Origin of the sequence: Bittarella massiliensis (ex Durand et al. 2017), from assembly GCF_001486165.1 — a bacterium.
Lineage (GTDB): Bacteria > Bacillota > Clostridia > Oscillospirales > Ruminococcaceae > Bittarella > Bittarella massiliensis.
This window is the reverse complement of the sequence record NZ_LN908976.1, coordinates 286,670-306,973: the sequence shown is the minus strand read 5'-3', so window position 1 is coordinate 306,973 and position 20,304 is coordinate 286,670. Positions and strand designations below refer to the sequence as shown.

The following is a 20,304-nucleotide window of genomic DNA, read 5'->3' as shown; positions in this document are numbered from 1 at the left end:
GGCGAAAGGCCTGCTTCGGGGGGATCTGTCCGCCCCTACCCATCGGCCGGGGGGGCATCCCCCTCTGCCAGGGGGATGGCGAACCAGAAGGTGGTCCCGGCGGAGCTGCTCTCCACCCCGTAGGGCAGTTGGTGCAGTTCCAGCACCCCCTTGACGATGGAGAGCCCCAGCCCGGTGCCCACGGTGGGCCGCTTGTGGCTGCCGGTCTGCTTGTAGTAGCGGTCCCAGATATAGGGCAGGTCGTCCGGGGCGATGCCCCTGCCGGTGTCCCGCACCTGCAGGTAGGCCATCCCCTCCCGCACCGTCTGGCTGACAAAGACGGCCTTGTCCGCCCCGGTGTAGGTGACGGCGTTGTTGACCAGGTTGTAGAGCACCTGGTAGATCTTGTTCTCGTCGGCCTGCACCTGCACTTCCCGGTCGGCCGACCAGATGAGCCGGTAGCCCTGGGGGGCCAACAGGGCCCCCAGCCGCTCCACCGTCTCCCGCCCCAGCTCGGTGAGGGAGAAGCGGGTGGGGGTGAGCTTCTGGGCTCCCGCCTCCAGTTGGGAGAGGTCGAGGACGTCGGTCACCAGGCTGCTCATCCGGTTGACCTCCTCTAAGATCACGTTGAGGTTTTCCGGGGTGTTCTCCCCGGGCAGGTCCCGCATCATCTCGGCGTAGCCGGCAATCAGGGTCAGGGGGGTGCGCAGGTCGTGGGAGATGTTGGCCACCAGCTCCCGCCGCAGGTGGTCCACCTTGGAGAGCTCCCCGGCGGCGTAGTTGAGGGTCTCGGCCAGTTCGCCCGCCTCCCGGTAGCCGCTCTCGTGGAAGGTGACGCTGTAATTGCCCCCGGCCAGCTCCCTGGCCGTCTGGCTGATGCTGACGATGGGGGAGGTGATCCGCCGGGAGAGGAAGAGGGCCAGCACCGCCGAGAGGGCCACCAGCAGCAGGCTGATGTAGATGAGCTGCACCTGCAGTGTCTGGGTGGTGGTGCTCACCGGGGTCAGGGCGGTGCTCAAAAAGAGGTAGCCCTCCTCCCCGCCGGGGAGGGAGACCGCCGTCCCCAAAATCAGGGTCTGGATGTTGTCGATGGTGCTGTCGCGGGGCTGGATATTCAGTTCGGGCGGGGAGAGCTGGGTGGGGAACTTGCTCTTGCCGAAGAGGTAGCCCCCGCCGTCGTCCGCGGCCATCCAGCTCTTGTACTGCAGCCGGGGGGCGGAGACGAAGAGGATCTCCCCCGACGCCTCGATCTGGGCGGCCAGCTGGTCGATGGTGTTGCTCCCCAGCCGGGTGATGGTCTCGCCGGGGCTGGTGACCACGCTGTATCGCAGCTGCCCCTGGGTGGTGTAGATGGCCGCGGCCACCCCCTCCTTTAGGGCCAGGGTGGCGAGAAAGTCCTCCGGGCTCTCCTGGCGGGCCAGCTGCCGCACCACCTGGGCCCGGCAGTCCTTCAGGTTTTGCTCCTTGATGGACTTGTAAAAGCTCTCCAAAAACACCACCTGAAACAGCCAGAGGCAACCCAGCATCACCGCCACGAAGCAGAGCAGGTAGACCAGCAGCTTCCACTTGATGCCCAGCCGCCGGCGGCCCCGGCGCCGGGGGCGGTCAGCGGTCTTCAAAGCGGTAGCCCACCCCGCGCAGGGTGGTGATCAGCCCGGCGCAGTCGCCCAGTTGGCGGCGCAGCAGCTTGATGTGGGTGTCCAGGGTCCGCTCGTCCCCAAAGAAGTCGTAGCCCCAGACGGTGGTGATCAGCCGCTCCCGGCTCAGGGCGATGCCCCGGTTTTTCACCATGTAAAAGAGCAGGTCGTACTCCTTGGGGGAGAGGTCCACCGGTTCCCCCTTTACGTAGACCAGGCGGCCGGTGAAGTCCACCGTCAGCTCGCCGCTGGTGTAGATGTCCTTCTTGGCCCCCTCGGCGCCGCCGGTGGTCCGCTTGGCAATGGCGGCGATGCGCAGCATCAGCTCCTTGGGGGAAAAGGGCTTGCAGACGTAGTCGTCCACCCCCGCCTCAAAGCCGCGGATGCGGTCGAACTCCTCCCCCCGGGCCGAGAGCATCAGCACCGGGGTGTCGGTGAAGGCGCGAATCTTCTGGCAGGCGGCAAACCCGTCCATCCCTGGCATCATCACGTCCAGCACGATCATGTCGAATGGCTCGCTCCGGCAGAGGGCCACCGCCGTCTCGCCGTCGGCCGCCTCTTTCACCTGGTGCCCCTCGTGCCGGGCGTACTTGGCCACCAGTTCGCGGATGCGCGCCTCGTCATCGACCACCAATAGGCGCATCAAAACCCCTCCTCCACCTGTTTTTCTGCTATTATACAGCATATCGGCACAATGTGAAACCCGTGTGAAGGGGCCCTCTTTTCGCCCGGGGAGGAGATTGACAAAGCGGGGGAATGTGGGGTATCATAAAGGGGCACAAGGCGGCCGCCGGCCGCCTTGTGCCCCTGTGTGCGGGAGTGGCGGAACGGCAGACGCGCTGGTCTTAGGAGCCAGTTCCTCGGAGTGTGGGTTCAAGTCCCATCTCCCGCACCAAAAAGAACCGCTTGACAATGCGATTTGTCAGGCGGTTCTGTCTTTTTGTAACCCACTTTTTAACCCACTTCGTTTTTCAGGATGCCGTCAAAGACTCCTTCTATCAGCTTCCCGGCTTGCTTGAGTTCGCCGTCTACCTCATGCCCGTAGACCCCGAAGGTGTCCATGGATTCGCTGTGCCCCACAACGAGCTTGAGCAGCTCCGCAGGCACGGCTGATTTTGACACCGAAATGAAGGTGTGCCGCAGCTCATAAGGGGAGCATGTTAGCCCGTGCTGATCGGCGTACTTTTTCCACCGCTTGTATAGTTTTTTGGGGTTGAGGGGCTCACCGTCGGCGTCCGGGAATAGCCATTGGCAATCCTCCAACCCATGGGCCTTGAGGTTCTCCATCTGCTGCTTGATAAGGGTGTTGATGTATGTGGTTCTGGGGAGTTTTCGACGCGCCCGCTCATTCTTCCCGGCGGTGAGTTCCCCGTATATGTTAATGCTGTTGGTGAATTTCAGATATGTTTTTTTGAGGTCCGTTTTCCGTAACCCGCACATTTCTCCCGGCCGGTATCCAGAGACAGCGAGAAAACGAAAGGCGTAAATATGGAAACACGGCCCAACCTTCCCGCGAGTGGTTACTGTGTCCTCTGTGAACAGGGTTCGCAACTGCGACGGCTGCAAGATGTTCTTCTCCTGTTCTGGCGCATCATCTGGTATTTTTAGCTTTCTAGGGTATTTTATCGGTACATCGCAATCTTCCATGTACCCGCAAAACGAGGTGATGTATCCCCGTATGTTTTTCAGGGTCTTTTTGCTTCTCCCGGCGGTGTAGGCGTCTTTGATGATGTTTTTCCAGTCCTGCTGGGTCATGTCTGCCGCCTTTTTGTGCTCATACTTAGGGGCGATCCAGTTGCGGTATATGCTTTCGTGCTGCCGGTTGTTTCCTGTCCCGTACATGGCGGATTCGTACTCTGCAAACTCTTTGGCGAGAGCGCCAATTCTGGCCGCCTCTTTTCGGCTTCCTGTCTCAAGCCAGCGATCGGCCTTCCTCTCTGCTTCGGCCTTTCCCTTTTTTCTGGGGTCAGGCGAGTAAAATGCCCTGCGTACTCCATCCTTCTGAACTTTGATTTGCCAGCGTTGGCTTTTTTCGATCCAAATGGCTTCATTTTTTCTCATGGTTGCTCCCTCCTGCCAATTTGTGCTATAATGACAGGGCAGATGGCTCCCAAACTATCTGCTCTGTTCGTTGCCCGTCCAGCGCCTTACCGCTGGGCGGGTCTTTTTTTATTCTTGTTTTAATTTTATGAGTTCAAGAAACACTTCTCCGGCCATGTAAGCGTCGATAAGTGAATCGTGAGCAGATGGCTGAATAATATTGAAATATTCGCATATCGAAGAAAGCTTATGGTCGTATACATCCCAGTCGCTGTCATAGTCTGGCTCGTAACTTTCTAATTCTTTATCCCATTTCATTTTAGGCTTTTTAAGCATTTTCTGAGACTGTTTTAGAGTGCAAAATATTTTCCGCTTCTCGTCTAGTATAGAACTCCCGCTAGCAAATAAGAATTTAATATCAAACTCTGCGTTGTGAGCTACCAACGGGCTGCCGCCAACAAATTTATCAAAGCTTGGAAGAATTTCGTCTATTTTGGGGCTTTCTTGAAGAAGTTCGTCAGAAATACCAGTTAATGATTTAATGTTATCGGGCAAGCTTCGGCCGGGATTCACAAAAGAAGTGAACGCTTCTTTGGCTTCGCCGCGCTCAAATCGAATTGCGGATATTTGAATGATTCTGTCTTTTGCCGCAGAAAGACCCGTAGTTTCAACATCAACTGAAACGAATTCTTGATATGTGCCCTTAGGCGTTATATTGTTAAATGTCAATTCTGGAATGTGAGAAACCGGCCTTCGCTTAACTGGAATGTCGCTCAGAATAGGCTTAATTCTGCTGATGGAATATATATCATTTAGCTTTTCTTTCTCTTTTTGCTCAATATAGCGAATCCTCTGAGCAAGAATTTCCTCTTTGTCCAACTCCTGCGGATCATCGTGCAAGGTCTCTGATTCAAGGCTTTTTTTGCGAGTTTTTTTACCACTTCCCTTGACGGCGTTTTTCTTTTTCCGAGCAAAGAAGAATAGAACAACGCTGATAGCCAACGCCCCTAAGGCGGCTTCTATTTCTGTTTGTACAATAAAAACAATAAATAAAACCAACAGAACAATCGAAGCGGCAAGAAATCCATAGCTCATAACGCCTACCCCCTAAATATATAGAAATTATTATAGATCGTTTCATTTTTGTGCCATTACCCGATTTGTTGGCGCAGCTAAAATTTGAACTTCTCCATGTTTTGCGAAACATTGTGCAAGGCAATATTTACCTGTTGTATATCCACAAGAAAATATTTTGCATTGTTGTCGAAAAATAGCATCCTGCCGCCGTTTTTAAATACATTTTGCCGGAGATGGCAAAACATAGAATTTGCGCATCGGTTGCGTGTGCAACTTGTCTAATTGATATGACTTACAATCAACTGTAAAATATAGACAAGAAAGGAGAAGGGGAAGAACGAAACGCTACAATATTATATCGTTTCATTTGTGCATATTTCCCTCTCGACAAAAAAGAACAAATGTTTTATTATGAAGATGCTACCAAGTGCGGAAAGATTGCGAGGGAAAGAAAATGGAAGCTGTACCTGAAAATGTGAGAGAACTAGCCAGACGAATTATGATGAAGAAGCATTCTCGCAAGACGCTTGATGCACTGTGCGAATCAATCTCCAAAGGTTGCATCGATTATAGTTGCAATGGCATCCAGGATTTCGACCTGCTTGCCCGTGAGGTCTCCCCCGGGTGGGATGATCCCGCCAGAAACTAGCGCTCTATATAGTTTCAGCTCAAAAGCCTCTGCCGTTGGCTCTTCTGCCAAGGCGGGGGCTTTTTCTATTTTGTCGTCAAAGTCGTCGAGAGAGCATTCTAGGGCTCTGGCGATTGATTTCAGGGTTTCCAGATTTGGGTTTTTAGTAATCCCTGCACTAATCTTGCTCAAAGTGCCCTTCGGGACACCTGACTTGCGTGAAAGATCGTCTATGCTAAGCCCTTTTTTCTTACGAAATTCAGCTATTTTTTCTAAGCCCATTTTTGGCCCTCCTCTTTCCATTATTATAGATGCTTGACGCATTATAGTCAAACAAAAAATTCCGCAAACGGTATTTTTTTGTCCTAAAACTCATTGACAAATTCCTTTTATGGAATTATAATCTGATTAGAAGTTCCATCAATGGAATAAAGAGAAAGGAGCAACGGTAATGTATAAACGACTAAACGACGAGATTCTTGTTCGCGGGATTAAAAAAATCGCCATCGCCAATTACCTCGGGATTTCGCCCAAATCGCTCAAGCAAAAAATTGATGGGGAGAGCCCGTTCACATGGGAACAGGTCAGAAAAATACAATCACACTTTTTCCCCGATTTGGCTAAAGACGAGCTGTTTTTGTCCGACAGCCACGAGAAAACATCCACAGGAGGAAAACCAAGTGAAAAAGTGACATAAAAACCCCGGCGAAATTGAAAAAAGGAAAAGAAAAGCCCGCCTGATGGCGGGGGCAGAAAGGGGAATCCGATGATAATCGCAATTATATGGCTCATTGCGCTAGCGGGAGTTTTTATGATGCAAAAAATTGCGCCAAAGCAATCTGCAATCTATACGGTGTATGTCCTAGTGGTGTGCGTTATTTTTACAATCGTCACATTATTTGCCTGAGATTGACGGATAGCATCTTCAAATTTTCGGATGCTTCTTCAAAATTCGAACCCCTGATTTGATTTTCTAGCGTTTTTATATCTCCAACCAGTTCTTCAGGGGCATAGCAAAGAACAACATAAATGTGCTTTCCAATTTCTTTTAGAGCATCCCCATCGGAATAATAAATGCACGCACCAGCCGCACGGATGAAATCTTCAAAGATTACTTTTTTGTGCTTTTCAAGATTTCTTTGGATCTCATATTCTAACTCTACTTTTCGCATGGTCTTCTGGTGATGATTGTTGATCAAGCTGGTAGCAATGGGAGAGATAATTGCGCAAACAGCAATAATACTGGTTATGGTTATGGACGCATCGAAATGCATTATAAATTCTCCTTTGTAAAAATTGCGTCTTTATAGCCTCTAAAGGATAACACAAACCAGCTATACAGGCAAATAAAATCCCCGCCGAAGCGGGGAAGGAGATAACAAGAGGAGGAGCAGATTATTGAAAGACCCATTAAGCGGGTGGAGATCTGTTGCCTGGTACATCGCAGGCGGGATTGTCGGGCTAGTTATCTTAAAACAAATTCTTATCTGACTGCCGCGAGGGATTTCCATCAAACCCAGTCCGGCAAAACGAACAAAACCCCGCCGAAGCAAGGAAGGAGGCGAAGAACGTGGAAAAGCAAATTGATGTTTTGGTATCTGTATCTGGAGTAGAAGAAGCGGTCGAGAAGCTTGAAAAGTTGAATGAACTTGCGAAAGAGGCTAATTCGTTGGCGCTCGAATTAGCCTCTAACATCGCTGGCCTAAAAGTGAATGTCCAGATTTAGGTCAATCTCTCCCTTGCAAAAGAGAAATCAGAAGCCTAGTTTTTTAGCGGCGTATTGGGAAGTTGCTTCACCGACCGAAGCGAGGAAGGAGAGGAGGGTGGCTGACGTGGACCACAAAATAAAATTGGAAGTCGACCAAATCGAGGTGATGAACACCCCACAGCCAAACACGATTTCGATTGACGGGGTGGAAATAACAACCCTTTCCTATGTTTTTAATCTCTACACGGACGCAATCGAAAAGATTGAGAAATTGCAAGTCGCGTCGATAGTGGCTTGCGTTTGGGCGACATTTGCAACGGTATCGATTATTGCTTTAGCAGTAGCGAGATGATGGAAACCAATAGTGCAGAAACGGAAAGAAAAGGAGGTGAACACCAATGGGCAAACCCCTTGATACATACCGCTACCTCCGGAAAAGACTCCGGGAACTCGGCATAGACCTCCCGTATTTTGCGGAGCTGATGGATTTTTCGACCCAGCAAACAATCTATGACCGCCTCTCCGGGAGAACCCCCTGGAAAATCCGAGAAATATACCAAGTCATGGACATCATCAAGGAACCTTATGAGCGAATTCCAGTGGTTTTCCCGCCAGATGGTGTGGAGTACAAGCAGAGAGGCCGCCCAAAAAGGGAGCGGCAAAAAAGCCCCAAGGAACTGCTTATTGAGGCACTTGGCCTCATGGAAGCGGAAGAAAGGAAGGAAACAGCATGACCCCCACAAAACTAACCGCCATCGGCTCGGCGATCTTGCTATTAGCCGGCGGCATGAGTGACGCAGGAACCGGTCTGACCCACGTAATTGGGCTTGTTGCTTGTGGCCTTGGCTGCATTGTGGCGGCACTGTTGGTCTGGAGAGGGGAGGCGAAAAGATGATCTACCCCTGTATGGATTGCCCCAAGCACAACGAGTGTTGGGATCACGACAGGTGCATCCACTACCGCAAAGCCAAGCAGACGGCAGAGGAGCTCAAGCGCAAGGAGCGGGAGTGGAGGGATGGCTATAACGCCAAAACCGTCATCGAGATTGAGAGGACGGAGAGGATCAGAAAGAGGAAAGGGAGGTGAGAGAATGCCAAAGTACAGAGAGGCGCGAATTGCCAAAGGACTAAAACAGGCGGATATTTCTGCCGCCCTTCGACCGTTTGGGGAATACGTACCAGTGCCTGTAATCTCAAGGTATGAGACCGGCCAGTCTCTTCCAACACCGCGCCAGCACGAAATTATGTGCAAGGTTTTGGACAGCGAGAAGCTACTGTCGACGCAGGAGGTCAAATTCTCGTTTATAAGACGGGCCAAGCCGCCAGTAGGGCCTGGGACATCAATTTATAGATTGACGGCGGATACGCCCCAAAAACTAGCCAACAAGTACGCCCCGCTCGGAGTGAAAATCAGAGTTTGTGGGTTGAAGTCTCTATCCCACGCTGCGGCCCTTTGCCTGCGGTGCCTAAATTTGAGGTATTTGCGGGCGGTAAAGAAAAGGGCCGCCCACGATGATACAAACATCGCGGACGGCAAAACAAAGAAAGATAGCGTCTCCGACACTATCTTAACCCATAGGAGCGAAAAAGTCAATGTGTGATATTTGTAGACAGACAATTTGCCCCTCTGGATGCCCGAATGCCCCCCTCTGGGAGCCGCCCGCCTGTGACCTCTGCGAAAACGAAGCGCGCTGGGAGTATGACGGATTGCATCTCTGCACCCGATGTCTCCACGAGAGCATCACAGAGGACGCGGAGTTTGAGGATATGACCGCCTTTGTGAGTGAGAGCCGCGATCAGTGGCACAACTTTCTGGACTTCCTCCTTGATTCCGGAGAACTGGGAGCCGATACCCTCCGGAAGACGCGGTTTGACTGGCCCAGGGCGGCCCAAACATATTGTCTTGGCAATGACTATTTTTTTGAGTATTTGGAGGCCAAAAAAGACTTGGAATACAGGGGGTTGAATGATTGATGGAGAACTATTTCGCGGAGCTGAACGCCTTAAATGTGGGCGACAAAATTGAGAAGAAAAACGGCCTATCTTATCTCTCCTGGGCGTGGGCCTGGGGAGAGGTGAAAAAGCTCCATCCGGACGCGCAGTACCGAATCTACGAGAACGCCGACGGCTGGAACTACCACACCGACGGGCGCACCTGCTGGGTCAAGACCGGCGTCACCGTAGCAGGGATTGAGCACATCGAATACCTGCCGGTCATGGACAACCGCAACAAGTCCATCCTGGCTGAAAATGTCACCTCTTTCGACGTCAACAAGGCCATCCAGCGCAGTCTTACCAAGGCGCTTGCCCGGCACGGCCTGGGCCTCTACATATACGCCGGGGAGGATTTGCCGGAGGACGCCCAGAAGGCGGCCAAGGAGGAGGAGAAGAAAGCCAATGCGTCCAAAATCGACGAGATCAAGCAAGCGTCTCTCCTCGGCGAAATCAAGCGCACCGGCTGGACAGTGGAGGGGATGCTCGACTGGTTGTCCAGCAAGACAGAGACCCCCGTCAACAGCGTCAAAGACATCACCCTGGCCCAGTACGTGGGCGTGATGCAGAGATTGGAGCGCAAGCCAGATGCAGCAGCTGGAGCTTGATTTTTCGGCGGCCCAGTGCTGGGACGGTAACGGCTGCTGGCTGATGCTCAAGGTGGCCAACGCCCCGGCGGCCCGCCGGTGGGTAGACCAGATGTCGGGAGACTGTACCGCCGTCCTTGGCCCCAAACGGCGCAAGCGATCGCTGGACGCCAACGCCTACTTGTGGGCGCTATGCGACCAGATTGCCAAGGCCGTGCGCTCCACCAAGGAGGAGGTCTACTGCGCCGCCATCAAGCGGGTGGGGGTGGTTGATGTTATCCCGATGCGGGAGGACGCCGCCGCAGAATGGTGCCGCCGCTGGCGCTCACGAGGCATTGGCTGGGTGGCAGAGACCGCAGACATGGGGCTGGATGGATGGGTCACAGTGATGGCCTACTGGGGATCAAGCGCTTACAGCACTGCCGAGATGTCCCGGCTGCTGGACGATGTGGTGGAGGAAGCCAAGGGGTTGGGGATAGAGACCGCCACCCCGGAGCAGTTGGCCTTGATGACAGAGGGGCGCGGGCAATGATTGGCGAGTGTCCCCTCTGCCACCGCTGGCTGCCGCTTGAGCGCCACCATATTTTCGGGGGCTCCTGCCGTCGGAAAAGCGAGCAGTACGGCCTTGTGATCGGCCTCTGCCACTGGTGTCACAATGAGCCGCCGATGGGCGCTCACCACAACGCACAGACCGCCCTTGCCCTCCACCAGTACGGGCAGCGCAAGTGGATGGAGGAGCAAGGCAAGACAATAGACGATTTCCGACGAGAGTTCGGTATCAACTACCTTTAGGGAGGATTACAAGATGCTTAATATAGCCGCAATTATGGGCCGCTTGACAGTCGACCCGGAACTTTGCCAGACCCCCAACAACGTGCCCGTTACCAGCTTCACCGTAGCGGTGGCCCGCTCCTTCGTCCGCCAAGGGCAGGAGCGCGAGACCGACTTCATCAACGTTGTGGCCTGGCGCAAAACCGCCGAATTCGTCTGCCGCTACTTCAAAAAGGGAAGCATGATCGCCGTCAACGGGTCGATTCAGACCCGCAAGTATCAGGACCGCGACGGCAACAACCGCACTGCCTTTGAGATCGTGGCCGACAACGTGCATTTTTGCGAGAACAAATCATCCGGCCCGGTCGTGGACGCCCCGAAAACGCCGCTGGTTGACTTTGAGGACGTGCCCGGCGACCTGCCGTTTTAAGGGGGCGTTGACATGGAACACAATTTCAACGTGGATGTTGCCTGCGTTTACGGCCTTCCTGCGGCGGTGTTTATCCATAATCTGTATTTTTGGATTCTCAAAAACGAGGCAAACGGGCGGCACTTCTACGACGGTCGCAACTGGACCTATAATAGCGTTTCCGCCCTTGCAAAGCTGTTCCCTTATTTCTCGCAAAAACAGATTAGGACAATCATAGACAAGTGCGTTGCATCTGGTGCGATCGTCAAGGGCAATTACAACAAGTCTGGTTACGACCACACCAACTGGTACGCCCTTGGAGACGATGTTTTGGAAATTTATGGGGGTTACACAGAGGGCAAAACGATCAGCCCAAGTAGGCAACACGATTTGCCCAAACAGGCAAATCAAATTGCCCAAACGGGCGAACCAATACCAGATAATAAACCAGATAGTAAACCAGATATAGATAAAAAATATAAAGGGGCCACAGCCCCCAAGTTCAAACAACCGTCGGTTTTCGAGGTGCGGGACTACTGCCGGGAAAAGGGCTACCAAATCGACCCAGAGGCATTTGTGGACTACTACATCGCCAAGGGCTGGCGAATTGGGAAGGCCCCAATGAAGGACTGGAAAGCAGCTGTGAGAAATTGGGAGAGGAGACGCAAAGATGGAAGCGATGGCAGAAGCGCTCAAAAACCTCAAACTGACTGGGGAATCAAAAACGGTCTGGACTTATGAGCAGATGCTGCAAAACCGCTGTGACGTCTACAACAGCAAGTCCGGGGCGCTAGATGGAGTGGATTGCCCCATCTGCAAAAACAAGGGCTCGGTCATGGAAATCATCAACGGATATGTAACAACAAGAGAGTGCCGGTGCATGGCCGCTCGGAAAAGCCTCTGGCGCATCGAACGGAGCGGCCTGCGGGATGTGGTCGACCTCTACACGCTTAAAAATTACGAGACCCGGGAGCCCTGGCAGGGCAAAGTCATGGAGACGGCCAAGCGCTTTCTGGCGGACGAGGATGCCCGCTGGTGGTACTTCGGCGGGCAGGTTGGGGCCGGAAAGACCCATATCTGCACGGCAATCACCACCGAGCTGATGCGCCGAGGGATGGCAGCAAAATACATGCTCTGGCGGGACGAGGTAGTCCAGCTCAAGGCCTGCGTCACCGACGATCAGCAGTACAACGCCATTATCTCCCCGCTAAAAACCGTTCCCGTCCTGTACATAGACGACCTCTTCAAGGCCGAGAAGGGCAAATTCCCCTCGGCGGCGGACGTCAACATCGCCTTTGAGCTGCTCAACTACCGCTACAACAACCGCGAATTGTACACAATCATTTCCAGCGAAAAAACCATGAACGACCTGTTGGACATTGACGAGGCGGTGGGAAGCCGCGTCTACGAGCGAACCAAGGCGGGAGGATACCAGCTCTCCCTCTCACCCGACAAAGCCAAAAATTACCGGCTGAAATAGGAGGACAGCATGAACGAAATTGCGAAAGACCTCGCGGACAGCATCCGCGAGCAGAGGAGCACCGGCAGTGGGGCCCGCCACAAGGCCCCGTCCAAGCGAGGCCCGAGAGGGGCGGTCAAAACGCCGGTGGATACCATGACCGCCCAAGAGCGGAGAGAATACACCAAGCCAGGAGCCCTGGTGCTGGACAATATGGCCCAGCCGCTTAAATGGGCCGTCTACAAGCAGTTGTCGGAGGGAGACAAGCACGAGCGGTTGCGCTACTGGGCCGCCCACTATGGTATCTGGTCAGCGGGCAAAATGTCAAGACTGCTGGGATGTTCCCGACTGACCGCGTGCAAGGAGTTTGAGCGCCTGGGGATTGGAGCCGCGCTCAAGCACATTGCCAGCGAGCTTACCCCGGAGGAGGTGCAAGCAGCCACAGAAAACTACAAGGCCCTGAAATTAGCCCAGGAAGGCGCGAAAATAGGAGAGGCAGAAACGGATACCAGAAACGGCAGATATGCGCCTTATCGAGGCGAAAATCGGCCTCTCGTGTCGATTGAGTGGGACGGCAAAGATGGGGTGGACGTCAGACAAGTTGGCCGAATGATCGCAGAGGTGCCGGAGGGTCGGTACACCCTGCGGCTGACATTGGAGGCAGTGTGATGGTCTACACAATCCCAGAGATACCGCCCAGCAATAATCGCTACATAGGGCGGGACGCGCGGTGGAAATACCAGACCGAAAAGAGACGGTGGGCAGACCTGATTGCGCTGCACTGCCGTCCACGCCCGCAGAAGCCGATTTACCGAGCGGTGGTCACCATTTGCTATTATTTCAAGGATGCCCGCCGAAGAGACCCGGACAACTACAGCGGCAAGATGATCCTGGACGGGTTGGTGCGCTGCGGGGTGTTGGAGGACGACAGCTTTTTTTGTGTCTCACTTCGGCTAGAGGCGCGGAAGGACAAGGATAATCCAAGGACGGAGATTGAGATCGAGGAGAGATAACAATGGACGAATTGCTATTTTCGCTGTCAAAAAAGAGGGGCGATTTTGTTGTGCAGCCTTTCAAAGGCTCTGGAAAGGGTGGGCAAAAAAGAAACAAAACCATGTCTGCCTGCCGCATTATCCACCCAGAAAGTGGGGCGGTCGCGGAGTGCCAAGAGGAGAGGAGCTACCACCAAAATTTGAAAAAGGCGTTTAGACGACTGTTAGAAAAACCGGAGTTTGTGCGTTGGCATAAGGCAAAATGCGCGGAAGTAATGGGGATAAAAGCAACAACAAAGGAAGAGGTTGACAGGATGATGCGCCCAGAAAACCTGCGAATCGAGCAGTGGGATGGAAAGCAGTGGGCAGAAATTGAGGAGGGCAAAAAATGAAAGTCTATGAATTGATGAACGAATTGGGCAATATGCCAGCGGGAGCCGAGGTGAGGTTTCGGCGGGTGCTCGAAAAAGGGGAGCTGAACAAGATGGAAGGCAGCCTCTATGAGGTCAACCTGCCAGTCCGCTGGGTGGAGCCGGAGGAAGAGACGGTGATGCTGGAAGGTTGGAAATCGTGAGGGAGGCGGCCCAGTACCTGATCATGCTGCTGGCCCTGCTCACCATCCAGCGGCCGGCGACTGCCACCGAACCCAGATCGCCGGAGCCGGTGATGGCTCATGTGGAATCTCAACAGCGAATTTTCGCCGGTGAGTTTGCGGTCTACGCCTACTGCGCGGAGCAGTACCCACACATCTGCGGCGGAAACCCTACCACTGCCAGTGGGGAGCCGGTGACGCCGGGAGTGACGGTCGCCGCAGACCCGGACGTGCTGCCGCTGGGGGCGCGGGTCTACATAGACGGCATCGGGGAGCGGGTGGTACAGGACACCGGCGGGGCTATCAAGGGGCGCAAAATTGACCTCGCGGTGGAGAGCCACCGGGAGGCGGTGGAATGGGGAGTGCAGCACAAGGGGGTGTGGATATGCTCCAACTAGGGGACGTGACCCGCATCAACGGCGAGGAAATCGAGCCGGTGGACGTCATCACATTCGGGAGCCCGTGCCAAGACCTATCGATTGCCGGCGGTCGGTCGGGTCTTGGCGGAGAGCGCAGTGGACTATTTTTCGCCGCCACAAGAATTATCCGAGAAATGAGGGAGGCAACAGACAATGAGTATCCAACTTTCGCTGTTTGGGAAAACGTTCCAGGAGCCCTGTCCAGCGCCAAAGGAGAAGACTTCCTCGCGGTCCTCCAAGAACTCGCCGCCGTCGCGGGAGAAACCGTACCTATCCATCGACCTGCGGGGAAATGGACAACCGCAGGAGAGATCATGGGAAACGATTACTCGATTGCCTGGAGAATACTGGACGCGCAATACTGGGGAGTGCCCCAGCGTCGTCGTCGCATCTACCTTGTCGTCGATTTTGGAGGCCACCGTGCCGCCGAAATATTATTTGAGCGCGACCGCCTGCCGAGGAATTTTGGCGCGGGCCGAGCAGAAGGGCAAGCCGTTGCCGCCACTGCTGGAGGAGGTGCTGCGCTGGCAGGCGGAGCACTACGACCAGATGATGGATTGGCTTACACGATCAGAGAGAGGGGAGGCTGCCCAGGCGGCGGGAAGGGGCCGCTGGTACAGGAGGAACGCACGGGAACACTGTCCTGCCGGAATGACCAGTACCTTGTGACCAGAGGGTTTGCTCGCCGTCTGACCCCACTAGAGTGTGAACGCCTCCAAGGCTACCCAGACGGCTGGACAGACATCCCGGACTACATAGACGGCAAGGGGCGCACCAGACAGGCGGTGGACACTGCCAGATACAAGGCCCTGGGCAACTCCATCGCCTTGCCATGCGCAGAGTATGTGCTGCAAGGCATCCTGGACCAGCTCGGGAGAGGAGCCACCCTGGGCAGCCTGTTTGACGGCATCGGCGGATTTCCGTTGATTTGGGAGACCATCAGCGGGCCAGGGACCGCCAGATGGGCGAGCGAGATAGAGGATTCCCCGATGGCGGTGACGGCGCACCATTTTGAGGAGGAACCAGATGAATGACCTAATCAGACGCGCCCTGCTGGGCGACAGGGAGGCGCAGGAGGAGTGCACCCGGCAGGGGATTGTGCTGCCATGCCCATGCTGCGGGGGAGTGGCAAGACTATCCGTGTTTTTGGGGAACCCGGTTGTGACATGTACTGGTTGCAGTATGTGTACAGCTCCGGTGGCAGGTGGAACGAAAGGGGAAGCTCTCGCCGACTGGAATACCCGCCATGCCCCGCCGATTGGCCGGTGCGAGACGTGTAGATATTGGATTAAAACGACATGCTATTGCTGGAAATCTAAAATTTTTGGGCAATCGTGCAGAAAGGACGAGTATTGCAGTTCTTGGGTACCGAGAGAGGAGGAAGACTATGAGACCGATTGATGCAGACGAAGCAAAGCGCTTTGCGGCAGAGTGCTGGCCTAATCCAGTACACCGGTTGGCAATTGATGCTCTGCTTGATAATTGCCCCGCCATCGACCCCAAAGACCTGCAGCCGCACGGCCACTGGATTGAGCACCCCACCGGCGGGCTGGTATGCTCTCACTGTGACAGGTACAAGCCAGACGAGTGGCGGAGTATGTGCTGCCCCAACTGCGGGGCGAGGATGGAGGATAAAAATGACGGTTGAAGAATACAGGAAAAAGCACAAAAGTTGCAGATACTGCGAACACAATCATGCTGAATACCCAGAATTAGAGATGGAATGCCGGGCAAAAACCAAATATGGGTCAAATCGCCTCCCTCATAGTTGGTTGAGAGCGTATTTGTGCAAAATGTACAGTCCAGAGGGATATTGGAGAAACAGAAAGCGGGTGGAAAAATGATGTGGATTAAGTGCGAAGACATGATGCCGGAGCAGATGACCGAAAACCAAGGCCGCAAAAAGGTCAAGGTGCTGGTGGCCATCAAAAACAAAAACGGGGTAACCCTCCGAACACAGGAGAGGTGGATAAGTTCGAGCGGAAATTGGATGTGGAGATGCTCTCCCGGGGAGGTCACCCACTGGATGCCGTTGCCAGACCCTCCAGAAGATGAGGCGGAGGACTATGGGTGCACCCTATAACCTCTACATGGCGACCACGGCGGACGAATTGGAGCTGCCCCTGTGCGTGGGTAAGGCGAAGGAGGTAGCGCAGTATCTCGGAGTGCCGTTGAGCTACATATACCAAGCGGTGTGCCGTCAGAAATCGGGGACAATCAGGGGGTACAGAGTATTTCGGATTAAGGAGGCGGAGGATGGCGAAAAAGACCCTTGACGACGACATCAAGCAGCAGGCCCTGTGGATTGTGAGGGGGTACAAGGCATCCCTCCGCAGGTACATGGCTGCCCGGCAGGATGTCATTCTGGCGACGCCGTGTAGCTTCGGGGAGTATGTGGCAGGGGACGAGACCTGCCGCCAGTATTACCCCCACTCCTCAGATGTCGGGAGGCCGGTCGAAAATATGCAGCAGGCCCTGGAAAGGTTGGAGCGGTCGCCAGATGCCCGCCGGGTGGCAGCCGTGGACAAGGCCAAGCTGTTGATTGGCAATGACCTCCAGGACGAGGAGCTGCGGCGGAAGCTGACCAATGCGATCTTGCTCAACTGCGAGAGCGGGCGCAATTACCCATTCGAGATTTTGGGGGTGGATTTTTTGGGGAGAAGCAACTTCTACGACCGACGCACAGATTTCCTGGCGGATGTTGCAAAAATTTTCGGGATTATCTGAAATCGCGGACTGTGCAGCCAAAACACCTGCTAAAATGTGTATAGTGGGCCAAGTGAGGATGGATCGCGCCTTGCTTGGACACAATGGCCGGAACGCACCGGCCCAGTTAATCAGCCCGCCGCAGTAGCCTCCCCAATATCCGGGGACAGGCGAGACGGCGGGTTTTATGGGCGGGCCGTCTGCATGAGGACGGTTTGCCCGCCAAATGCCAAAGCTGGCAGAGCGCAGGGTTACAGACCCGCCAGCAGGCCCCTATTCCATGGGAACTGGAAGGGTGAGCACTGTCCAAAGCATGTGCGCCGCGTGTCAGCAGCGGGATATAAGTGTCTGACGTGATTGAGATTGTCTCCCCACCGACGGAGACTAAAAAGTAGCCGGAAGATTATGCCTGCCCAGTCGAAGCCTTACGTTCAGCACGCGGGGTATTCATTAGGCTGGGTGGGCCGACAATTCAAGCCTGCACCTGACGGTGTGGGCTTTTTCGTGTCCATTTTTGGGCAACGGGCGTGCCAGCGCAAGCGATTCGCATAGACGCTGGAGGGGTGGGATTAGGGGAAAAGAAAAAGACACCGACTTATTTGGCGTCTTTTTTGGAAAGGCGAAGTGAGCATCCGAGCGCATCTGCCAGAATATCAACGGTTTGGATTGTTGGGGAAATCCGCTTGCTTTCGATTCGAGATATGGCGGTCTGATTTATCCCGGTGAGTGCAGAAAGTTGTTGCTGGGTGACACCTTGGCGTTTTCGTTCCTTGACCAATTGGTCAATAACCAAAATCCCGTAGAAGTTAGAAACTTCTGGCATTTGCTCTCCTCCTTTCGCTATATATAATATGGCATATAAAGTCGAGTAAAATCATGAGGGGATCAGACATATGGCAAAGAAATTCGCAGAGAGATTTTACAAGTCAAAAATATGGCAGATGACCCGTTCGGCCTATGCGGCAAGCGCGGGGTGGTTGTGCGAAGAGTGCCTGCGCAAGGGGATATACAAGGCGGGGGAAATTGTTCACCACAAGCAAGAACTCACGGCGGAGAATATTGACAACCCCAGTATAGCCCTAGCCTGGGATAACCTAGAGCTACTGTGCAGAGACTGTCACGGAAAAGCGCATGGGAAAAGAAGAAGATACAAGGTGGATCCGGCAGGAAGGGTGACGATAGAATTGCAGAGATGAGGGGATAGCCCCCCCTATCAAAAATAAACAGATAATGCCAGGAGACCGGTGGGTGGACTTCTTTTTTTCTCTCTCGAACGTATAATCCCCCTGCCTCTCCAGAAAGGAGCGAGAAATGGCAAAACCTATTACCGAACAGTCAGAGATCAAAAGACTTACCGATATTTACAAAGGCCTTCCTCAAAACCAATTCGCTGTTGCTCAAGGGCTGATTGTACAAGCGGCTCGTCTCCGAGTTCGGCTAGACCAGCTGTGGGCGGAAATCCAGAAGAACGGAGAAGTGGAGATGTTCTCCCAGTCGGAAAGGACCGAACCATATGAACGGGAGAGGCCGGCAGCTCGATTGTTTACATCGACCGACAAAAATTACCAAAGCATCATCAAGCAGCTGAATGAACTGACGCCTCCAAGCGCAGCAAAAAGCAAATTAGCAGAGATGATGAAGGATGGATAACTATATCTTCACATACTACCAGGCCATCCAGGATGGAAGCGCGGTGGTTGGGAAATGGGTTCGCCTATTTTTTGAATATATTGTGCGCGGGCTAGGAGACCAATCTTTTTTCTTTGACCAAAAAAAGGCAAACAGAGCAGTTAAATTCATCGAGACGTTTTGTCATCACTGCGAGGGAAGAGACGACCTATTAAAGTTGGAGCTTTGGCAAAAAGCCATTGTGTCTGTGATTTTTGGAATTGTGGGGGAAGATGGATTTCGGCAATTTCGAGAAGTTGTTATCGTTGTGGCCAGAAAAAATGGGAAAAGCCTATTTGCGGCGGCAATTATTGCCTACTGCGTTTTTCTAGATGGGGAATACGGTGCAAAAGTATTCTGCGTGGCCCCAAAACTCGATCAAGCCGACCTTGTCTATTCGGCGTTTTGGCAAACGATTCAGAAAGAGCCAGAGCTGGCGGCGCTGATAAAACGAAGAAAATCAGACTACTACATCGAAAGCAGCAACAGCAGTGTAAAAAAACTAGCTTTCAACGCCAAAAAGGCGGACGGATTCAATCCGCACCTCACGGTTTGCGATGAAATTTCAAGCTGGCCAGGAGACAATGGTTTGAAACAGTATGAAGTCATGAAATCCGCTCTTGGCGCCAGAAAGCAGCCGATCCTCTTGTCCATTTCCACATCTGGGTATATCAATGAGGGGATTTACGATGAGCTTATCAAGAGGTGCACCCGTTTTTTGCTTGGCGATAGCAGGGAGCGAAGGCTTGCCCCATTCCTCTACATGATTGATGATCTACAAAGGTGGAATGACATAAACGAGTTGAGAAAGTCAAACCCAAACCTAGGGGTTTCGGTGTCGGTTGACTATTTGCTGGAAGAGATTGCCGTGGCAGAAGGGAGCCTATCCAAAAAAGCGGAGTTTCTCACGAAATACTGCAACATCAAGCAAAACAGCAGCCAGGCGTGGCTCACAGCACAAGACGTGGAAAAGGCAAGCGGGCCGGCGATGTCCCTGAACGATTTCCGGGATTCTTACTGCGTTGGCGGAATCGACCTTTCGCGCACCACAGACCTAACGGCATGCACAGCAATCATAGAAAAAGACGGAAGGCTATATGTATTTGCGCAATTCTTTTTACCGGCAGAGCGAATAGAAGAGGCGACCATAAAAGATGGGATGCCGTATTCCGCTTACGTTCAGCGCGGCATTTTGAAGCCTTCGGGAGATAACTTTGTAGATTATCATGATTGCTTTAACTGGTTCAAGATGCTGGTGGAAGAATACCAAATTTATCCGCTGAAAGTCGGGTATGACCGATACACCGCCCAATACCTTGTCCAAGACATGAGAGCATACGGGTTTCACATGGACGACGTTTGGCAGGGGTTTAACTTAACTCCGGTCATCAGAGAGACAGAGGGCCTTATACGAGATGGAGCCTTTTCCATCGGGGACAACGATCTGCTGAAAGTGCATCTGCTTGACACCGCCATGAAGACAGAGCCCGAGAGCGGCCGGTGCAAGCCCATAAAAATGAACGCCGCAGCTCACATAGATGGGTGTGCGGCGCTGTTGGACGCGATGACGGTTCGCCAAAAATACTATTCGGAAATTGGGGAACAGCTAAAGAATGAGTAGAACCAAATAGAGGGGGAAAA

At 53.5% G+C, this 20,304-nt stretch carries 30 protein-coding genes and 1 tRNA gene; 24 read left to right on the top strand and 7 right to left on the bottom strand.

Annotated elements, in window-relative coordinates:
- Positions 1–35 precede the first annotated feature (35 nt).
- Positions 36–1,598: a sensor histidine kinase gene (locus BN3266_RS04960; RefSeq protein WP_059004260.1), complete on the bottom strand. Its 1,563-nt coding sequence runs from the start codon at positions 1,596–1,598 to the stop codon at positions 36–38.
- Complete coding sequence (locus tag BN3266_RS04955) at positions 1,585–2,262, bottom strand: response regulator transcription factor (protein WP_059004258.1); 678 nt, start codon at positions 2,260–2,262, stop codon at positions 1,585–1,587. Before BN3266_RS04955 ends, BN3266_RS04960 begins: the two co-directional genes overlap by 14 nt.
- Positions 2,263–2,429: 167 nt before the next feature.
- On the opposite strand from BN3266_RS04955, the gene BN3266_RS04950 reads away from it, so the two are divergent.
- Positions 2,430–2,511 (top strand) — tRNA-Leu (locus BN3266_RS04950).
- A gap of 59 nt (positions 2,512–2,570) precedes the next feature.
- Here BN3266_RS04950 and BN3266_RS04945 read toward each other — a convergent pair.
- The 3 genes from BN3266_RS04945 to BN3266_RS04935 form a co-directional block, all read right to left on the bottom strand.
- Positions 2,571–3,677 carry a tyrosine-type recombinase/integrase gene (locus BN3266_RS04945; protein ID WP_059004257.1) on the bottom strand — a complete coding sequence of 369 codons (1,107 nt, stop codon included), beginning with the start codon at positions 3,675–3,677 and terminating at the stop codon, positions 2,571–2,573.
- A gap of 108 nt (positions 3,678–3,785) precedes the next feature.
- Positions 3,786–4,751, bottom strand: a complete 966-nt coding sequence (locus BN3266_RS04940; protein WP_059004255.1) for a 3'-5' exonuclease — start codon at positions 4,749–4,751, stop codon at positions 3,786–3,788.
- A 526-nt stretch (positions 4,752–5,277) separates the two neighbouring features.
- The gene (locus BN3266_RS04935; RefSeq protein ID WP_059004253.1) at positions 5,278–5,643 is read right to left on the bottom strand and encodes a helix-turn-helix domain-containing protein; all 366 of its coding nucleotides are present in this window, start codon (positions 5,641–5,643) and stop codon (positions 5,278–5,280) included.
- A 169-nt stretch (positions 5,644–5,812) separates the two neighbouring features.
- Here BN3266_RS04935 and BN3266_RS04930 point away from each other — a divergent pair, with 169 nt between their 5' ends.
- Positions 5,813–6,058 carry a helix-turn-helix domain-containing protein gene (locus BN3266_RS04930; protein ID WP_059004250.1) on the top strand — a complete coding sequence of 82 codons (246 nt, stop codon included), beginning with the start codon at positions 5,813–5,815 and terminating at the stop codon, positions 6,056–6,058.
- A 193-nt stretch (positions 6,059–6,251) separates the two neighbouring features.
- Here the strand turns inward: BN3266_RS04930 and BN3266_RS04925 are convergent, their stop codons facing one another.
- Entirely contained in the window at positions 6,252–6,635 is a 384-nt protein-coding gene (locus BN3266_RS04925; protein ID WP_059004248.1) for a hypothetical protein, read from the bottom strand.
- 296 nt (positions 6,636–6,931) lie between these two features.
- On the opposite strand from BN3266_RS04925, the gene BN3266_RS13760 reads away from it, so the two are divergent.
- The 19 genes from BN3266_RS13760 (at position 6,932) to BN3266_RS04825 (ending at position 17,016) form a co-directional block, all read left to right on the top strand.
- The gene (locus BN3266_RS13760; protein WP_154668981.1) at positions 6,932–7,087 is read left to right on the top strand and encodes a hypothetical protein; all 156 of its coding nucleotides are present in this window, start codon (positions 6,932–6,934) and stop codon (positions 7,085–7,087) included.
- 97 nt (positions 7,088–7,184) lie between these two features.
- The gene (locus BN3266_RS04920) at positions 7,185–7,421 is read left to right on the top strand and encodes a hypothetical protein (protein WP_059004246.1); all 237 of its coding nucleotides are present in this window, start codon (positions 7,185–7,187) and stop codon (positions 7,419–7,421) included.
- Positions 7,422–7,467: 46 nt separating this feature from the next.
- Positions 7,468–7,803, top strand: coding sequence for a hypothetical protein (locus tag BN3266_RS04915; protein WP_059004245.1), 336 nt, complete (start codon positions 7,468–7,470; stop codon positions 7,801–7,803).
- 157 nt (positions 7,804–7,960) lie between these two features.
- Positions 7,961–8,155: a hypothetical protein gene (locus tag BN3266_RS14045; RefSeq protein ID WP_059004242.1), complete on the top strand. Its 195-nt coding sequence runs from the start codon at positions 7,961–7,963 to the stop codon at positions 8,153–8,155.
- A gap of 4 nt (positions 8,156–8,159) precedes the next feature.
- A complete protein-coding gene (locus BN3266_RS04905) occupies positions 8,160–8,669 on the top strand; it encodes a helix-turn-helix domain-containing protein (protein WP_059004240.1) in 510 nt (169 codons plus the stop codon).
- 372 nt (positions 8,670–9,041) lie between these two features.
- Complete coding sequence (locus BN3266_RS13445; protein ID WP_021661134.1) at positions 9,042–9,668, top strand: Sak single strand annealing protein; 627 nt, start codon at positions 9,042–9,044, stop codon at positions 9,666–9,668.
- Positions 9,649–10,179, top strand: a complete 531-nt coding sequence (locus BN3266_RS04890) for a hypothetical protein (RefSeq protein WP_059004235.1) — start codon at positions 9,649–9,651, stop codon at positions 10,177–10,179. The genes BN3266_RS13445 and BN3266_RS04890 overlap by 20 nt, the downstream gene beginning before the upstream one ends.
- Positions 10,176–10,439 (top strand): hypothetical protein, encoded by a 264-nt coding sequence (locus tag BN3266_RS04885; RefSeq protein WP_059004233.1) that lies wholly within the window; start codon positions 10,176–10,178, stop codon positions 10,437–10,439. Before BN3266_RS04890 ends, BN3266_RS04885 begins: the two co-directional genes overlap by 4 nt.
- A 13-nt stretch (positions 10,440–10,452) precedes the next feature.
- Entirely contained in the window at positions 10,453–10,848 is a 396-nt protein-coding gene (locus tag BN3266_RS04880) for a single-stranded DNA-binding protein (RefSeq protein ID WP_075109682.1), read from the top strand.
- Between the two features lie 12 nt (positions 10,849–10,860).
- A complete protein-coding gene (locus BN3266_RS13755; protein WP_059004229.1) occupies positions 10,861–11,568 on the top strand; it encodes a hypothetical protein in 708 nt (235 codons plus the stop codon).
- Positions 11,498–12,307 (top strand): ATP-binding protein, encoded by an 810-nt coding sequence (locus tag BN3266_RS04870; RefSeq protein WP_082671664.1) that lies wholly within the window; start codon positions 11,498–11,500, stop codon positions 12,305–12,307. The genes BN3266_RS13755 and BN3266_RS04870 overlap by 71 nt, the downstream gene beginning before the upstream one ends.
- 9 nt (positions 12,308–12,316) lie before the next feature.
- A complete protein-coding gene (locus BN3266_RS04865; RefSeq protein ID WP_059004226.1) occupies positions 12,317–12,955 on the top strand; it encodes a hypothetical protein in 639 nt (212 codons plus the stop codon).
- Positions 12,955–13,299, top strand: a complete 345-nt coding sequence (locus BN3266_RS04860; protein WP_059004223.1) for a RusA family crossover junction endodeoxyribonuclease — start codon at positions 12,955–12,957, stop codon at positions 13,297–13,299. Before BN3266_RS04865 ends, BN3266_RS04860 begins: the two co-directional genes overlap by 1 nt.
- A gap of 2 nt (positions 13,300–13,301) precedes the next feature.
- Positions 13,302–13,670 carry a peptide chain release factor family protein gene (locus BN3266_RS04855; protein ID WP_059004222.1) on the top strand — a complete coding sequence of 123 codons (369 nt, stop codon included), beginning with the start codon at positions 13,302–13,304 and terminating at the stop codon, positions 13,668–13,670.
- Positions 13,667–13,852, top strand: a complete 186-nt coding sequence (locus BN3266_RS04850; RefSeq protein ID WP_059004220.1) for a hypothetical protein — start codon at positions 13,667–13,669, stop codon at positions 13,850–13,852. The genes BN3266_RS04855 and BN3266_RS04850 overlap by 4 nt, the downstream gene beginning before the upstream one ends.
- Positions 13,849–14,268 (top strand): 3D domain-containing protein, encoded by a 420-nt coding sequence (locus BN3266_RS04845; protein ID WP_059004218.1) that lies wholly within the window; start codon positions 13,849–13,851, stop codon positions 14,266–14,268. Before BN3266_RS04850 ends, BN3266_RS04845 begins: the two co-directional genes overlap by 4 nt.
- Positions 14,256–15,323 (top strand): DNA cytosine methyltransferase, encoded by a 1,068-nt coding sequence (locus tag BN3266_RS14220; protein ID WP_059004214.1) that lies wholly within the window; start codon positions 14,256–14,258, stop codon positions 15,321–15,323. The genes BN3266_RS04845 and BN3266_RS14220 overlap by 13 nt, the downstream gene beginning before the upstream one ends.
- A gap of 806 nt (positions 15,324–16,129) precedes the next feature.
- Entirely contained in the window at positions 16,130–16,372 is a 243-nt protein-coding gene (locus BN3266_RS14525; protein WP_059004213.1) for a DUF551 domain-containing protein, read from the top strand.
- A 173-nt stretch (positions 16,373–16,545) separates the two neighbouring features.
- The gene (locus BN3266_RS04825; protein ID WP_059004211.1) at positions 16,546–17,016 is read left to right on the top strand and encodes a hypothetical protein; all 471 of its coding nucleotides are present in this window, start codon (positions 16,546–16,548) and stop codon (positions 17,014–17,016) included.
- Between the two features lie 574 nt (positions 17,017–17,590).
- Here BN3266_RS04825 and BN3266_RS04820 read toward each other — a convergent pair.
- The gene (locus BN3266_RS04820) at positions 17,591–17,818 is read right to left on the bottom strand and encodes a helix-turn-helix domain-containing protein (protein WP_059004209.1); all 228 of its coding nucleotides are present in this window, start codon (positions 17,816–17,818) and stop codon (positions 17,591–17,593) included.
- A gap of 70 nt (positions 17,819–17,888) precedes the next feature.
- On the opposite strand from BN3266_RS04820, the gene BN3266_RS04815 reads away from it, so the two are divergent.
- The 3 genes from BN3266_RS04815 (at position 17,889) to BN3266_RS04805 (ending at position 20,284) form a co-directional block, all read left to right on the top strand.
- Entirely contained in the window at positions 17,889–18,191 is a 303-nt protein-coding gene (locus BN3266_RS04815) for an HNH endonuclease signature motif containing protein (protein WP_059004206.1), read from the top strand.
- A gap of 115 nt (positions 18,192–18,306) precedes the next feature.
- Positions 18,307–18,645 carry a hypothetical protein gene (locus BN3266_RS04810; protein WP_059004205.1) on the top strand — a complete coding sequence of 113 codons (339 nt, stop codon included), beginning with the start codon at positions 18,307–18,309 and terminating at the stop codon, positions 18,643–18,645.
- A complete protein-coding gene (locus BN3266_RS04805; protein WP_059004202.1) occupies positions 18,638–20,284 on the top strand; it encodes a terminase large subunit in 1,647 nt (548 codons plus the stop codon). The genes BN3266_RS04810 and BN3266_RS04805 overlap by 8 nt, the downstream gene beginning before the upstream one ends.
- The last annotated feature ends 20 nt before the right edge of the window (positions 20,285–20,304 follow it).

What these genes read in the sequence shown, in the direction of transcription:
- BN3266_RS04820 (WP_059004209.1), bottom strand. Translation starts at nt 17,818, where the DNA reads ATGCCAGAAGTTTCTAACTTCTACGGGATTTTGGTTATTGACCAATTG.
- BN3266_RS04825 (WP_059004211.1), top strand. Translation starts at nt 16,546, where the DNA reads ATGGCGAAAAAGACCCTTGACGACGACATCAAGCAGCAGGCCCTGTGG.
- BN3266_RS04865 (WP_059004226.1), top strand. Translation starts at nt 12,317, where the DNA reads ATGAACGAAATTGCGAAAGACCTCGCGGACAGCATCCGCGAGCAGAGG.
- BN3266_RS14525 (WP_059004213.1), top strand. Translation starts at nt 16,130, where the DNA reads ATGATGTGGATTAAGTGCGAAGACATGATGCCGGAGCAGATGACCGAA.
- BN3266_RS04880 (WP_075109682.1), top strand. Translation starts at nt 10,453, where the DNA reads ATGCTTAATATAGCCGCAATTATGGGCCGCTTGACAGTCGACCCGGAA.
- BN3266_RS13755 (WP_059004229.1), top strand. Translation starts at nt 10,861, where the DNA reads ATGGAACACAATTTCAACGTGGATGTTGCCTGCGTTTACGGCCTTCCT.
- BN3266_RS04855 (WP_059004222.1), top strand. Translation starts at nt 13,302, where the DNA reads ATGGACGAATTGCTATTTTCGCTGTCAAAAAAGAGGGGCGATTTTGTT.
- BN3266_RS04850 (WP_059004220.1), top strand. Translation starts at nt 13,667, where the DNA reads ATGAAAGTCTATGAATTGATGAACGAATTGGGCAATATGCCAGCGGGA.
- BN3266_RS14220 (WP_059004214.1), top strand. Translation starts at nt 14,256, where the DNA reads ATGCTCCAACTAGGGGACGTGACCCGCATCAACGGCGAGGAAATCGAG.
- BN3266_RS04810 (WP_059004205.1), top strand. Translation starts at nt 18,307, where the DNA reads ATGGCAAAACCTATTACCGAACAGTCAGAGATCAAAAGACTTACCGAT.
- BN3266_RS04815 (WP_059004206.1), top strand. Translation starts at nt 17,889, where the DNA reads ATGGCAAAGAAATTCGCAGAGAGATTTTACAAGTCAAAAATATGGCAG.
- BN3266_RS13445 (WP_021661134.1), top strand. Translation starts at nt 9,042, where the DNA reads ATGGAGAACTATTTCGCGGAGCTGAACGCCTTAAATGTGGGCGACAAA.
- BN3266_RS04945 (WP_059004257.1), bottom strand. Translation starts at nt 3,677, where the DNA reads ATGAGAAAAAATGAAGCCATTTGGATCGAAAAAAGCCAACGCTGGCAA.
- BN3266_RS04930 (WP_059004250.1), top strand. Translation starts at nt 5,813, where the DNA reads ATGTATAAACGACTAAACGACGAGATTCTTGTTCGCGGGATTAAAAAA.
- BN3266_RS14045 (WP_059004242.1), top strand. Translation starts at nt 7,961, where the DNA reads ATGATCTACCCCTGTATGGATTGCCCCAAGCACAACGAGTGTTGGGAT.
- BN3266_RS04925 (WP_059004248.1), bottom strand. Translation starts at nt 6,635, where the DNA reads ATGCATTTCGATGCGTCCATAACCATAACCAGTATTATTGCTGTTTGC.
- BN3266_RS04870 (WP_082671664.1), top strand. Translation starts at nt 11,498, where the DNA reads ATGGAAGCGATGGCAGAAGCGCTCAAAAACCTCAAACTGACTGGGGAA.
- BN3266_RS04860 (WP_059004223.1), top strand. Translation starts at nt 12,955, where the DNA reads ATGGTCTACACAATCCCAGAGATACCGCCCAGCAATAATCGCTACATA.
- BN3266_RS04940 (WP_059004255.1), bottom strand. Translation starts at nt 4,751, where the DNA reads ATGAGCTATGGATTTCTTGCCGCTTCGATTGTTCTGTTGGTTTTATTT.
- BN3266_RS04890 (WP_059004235.1), top strand. Translation starts at nt 9,649, where the DNA reads ATGCAGCAGCTGGAGCTTGATTTTTCGGCGGCCCAGTGCTGGGACGGT.
- BN3266_RS04915 (WP_059004245.1), top strand. Translation starts at nt 7,468, where the DNA reads ATGGGCAAACCCCTTGATACATACCGCTACCTCCGGAAAAGACTCCGG.
- BN3266_RS04885 (WP_059004233.1), top strand. Translation starts at nt 10,176, where the DNA reads ATGATTGGCGAGTGTCCCCTCTGCCACCGCTGGCTGCCGCTTGAGCGC.
- BN3266_RS04935 (WP_059004253.1), bottom strand. Translation starts at nt 5,643, where the DNA reads ATGGGCTTAGAAAAAATAGCTGAATTTCGTAAGAAAAAAGGGCTTAGC.
- BN3266_RS04805 (WP_059004202.1), top strand. Translation starts at nt 18,638, where the DNA reads ATGGATAACTATATCTTCACATACTACCAGGCCATCCAGGATGGAAGC.
- BN3266_RS04905 (WP_059004240.1), top strand. Translation starts at nt 8,160, where the DNA reads ATGCCAAAGTACAGAGAGGCGCGAATTGCCAAAGGACTAAAACAGGCG.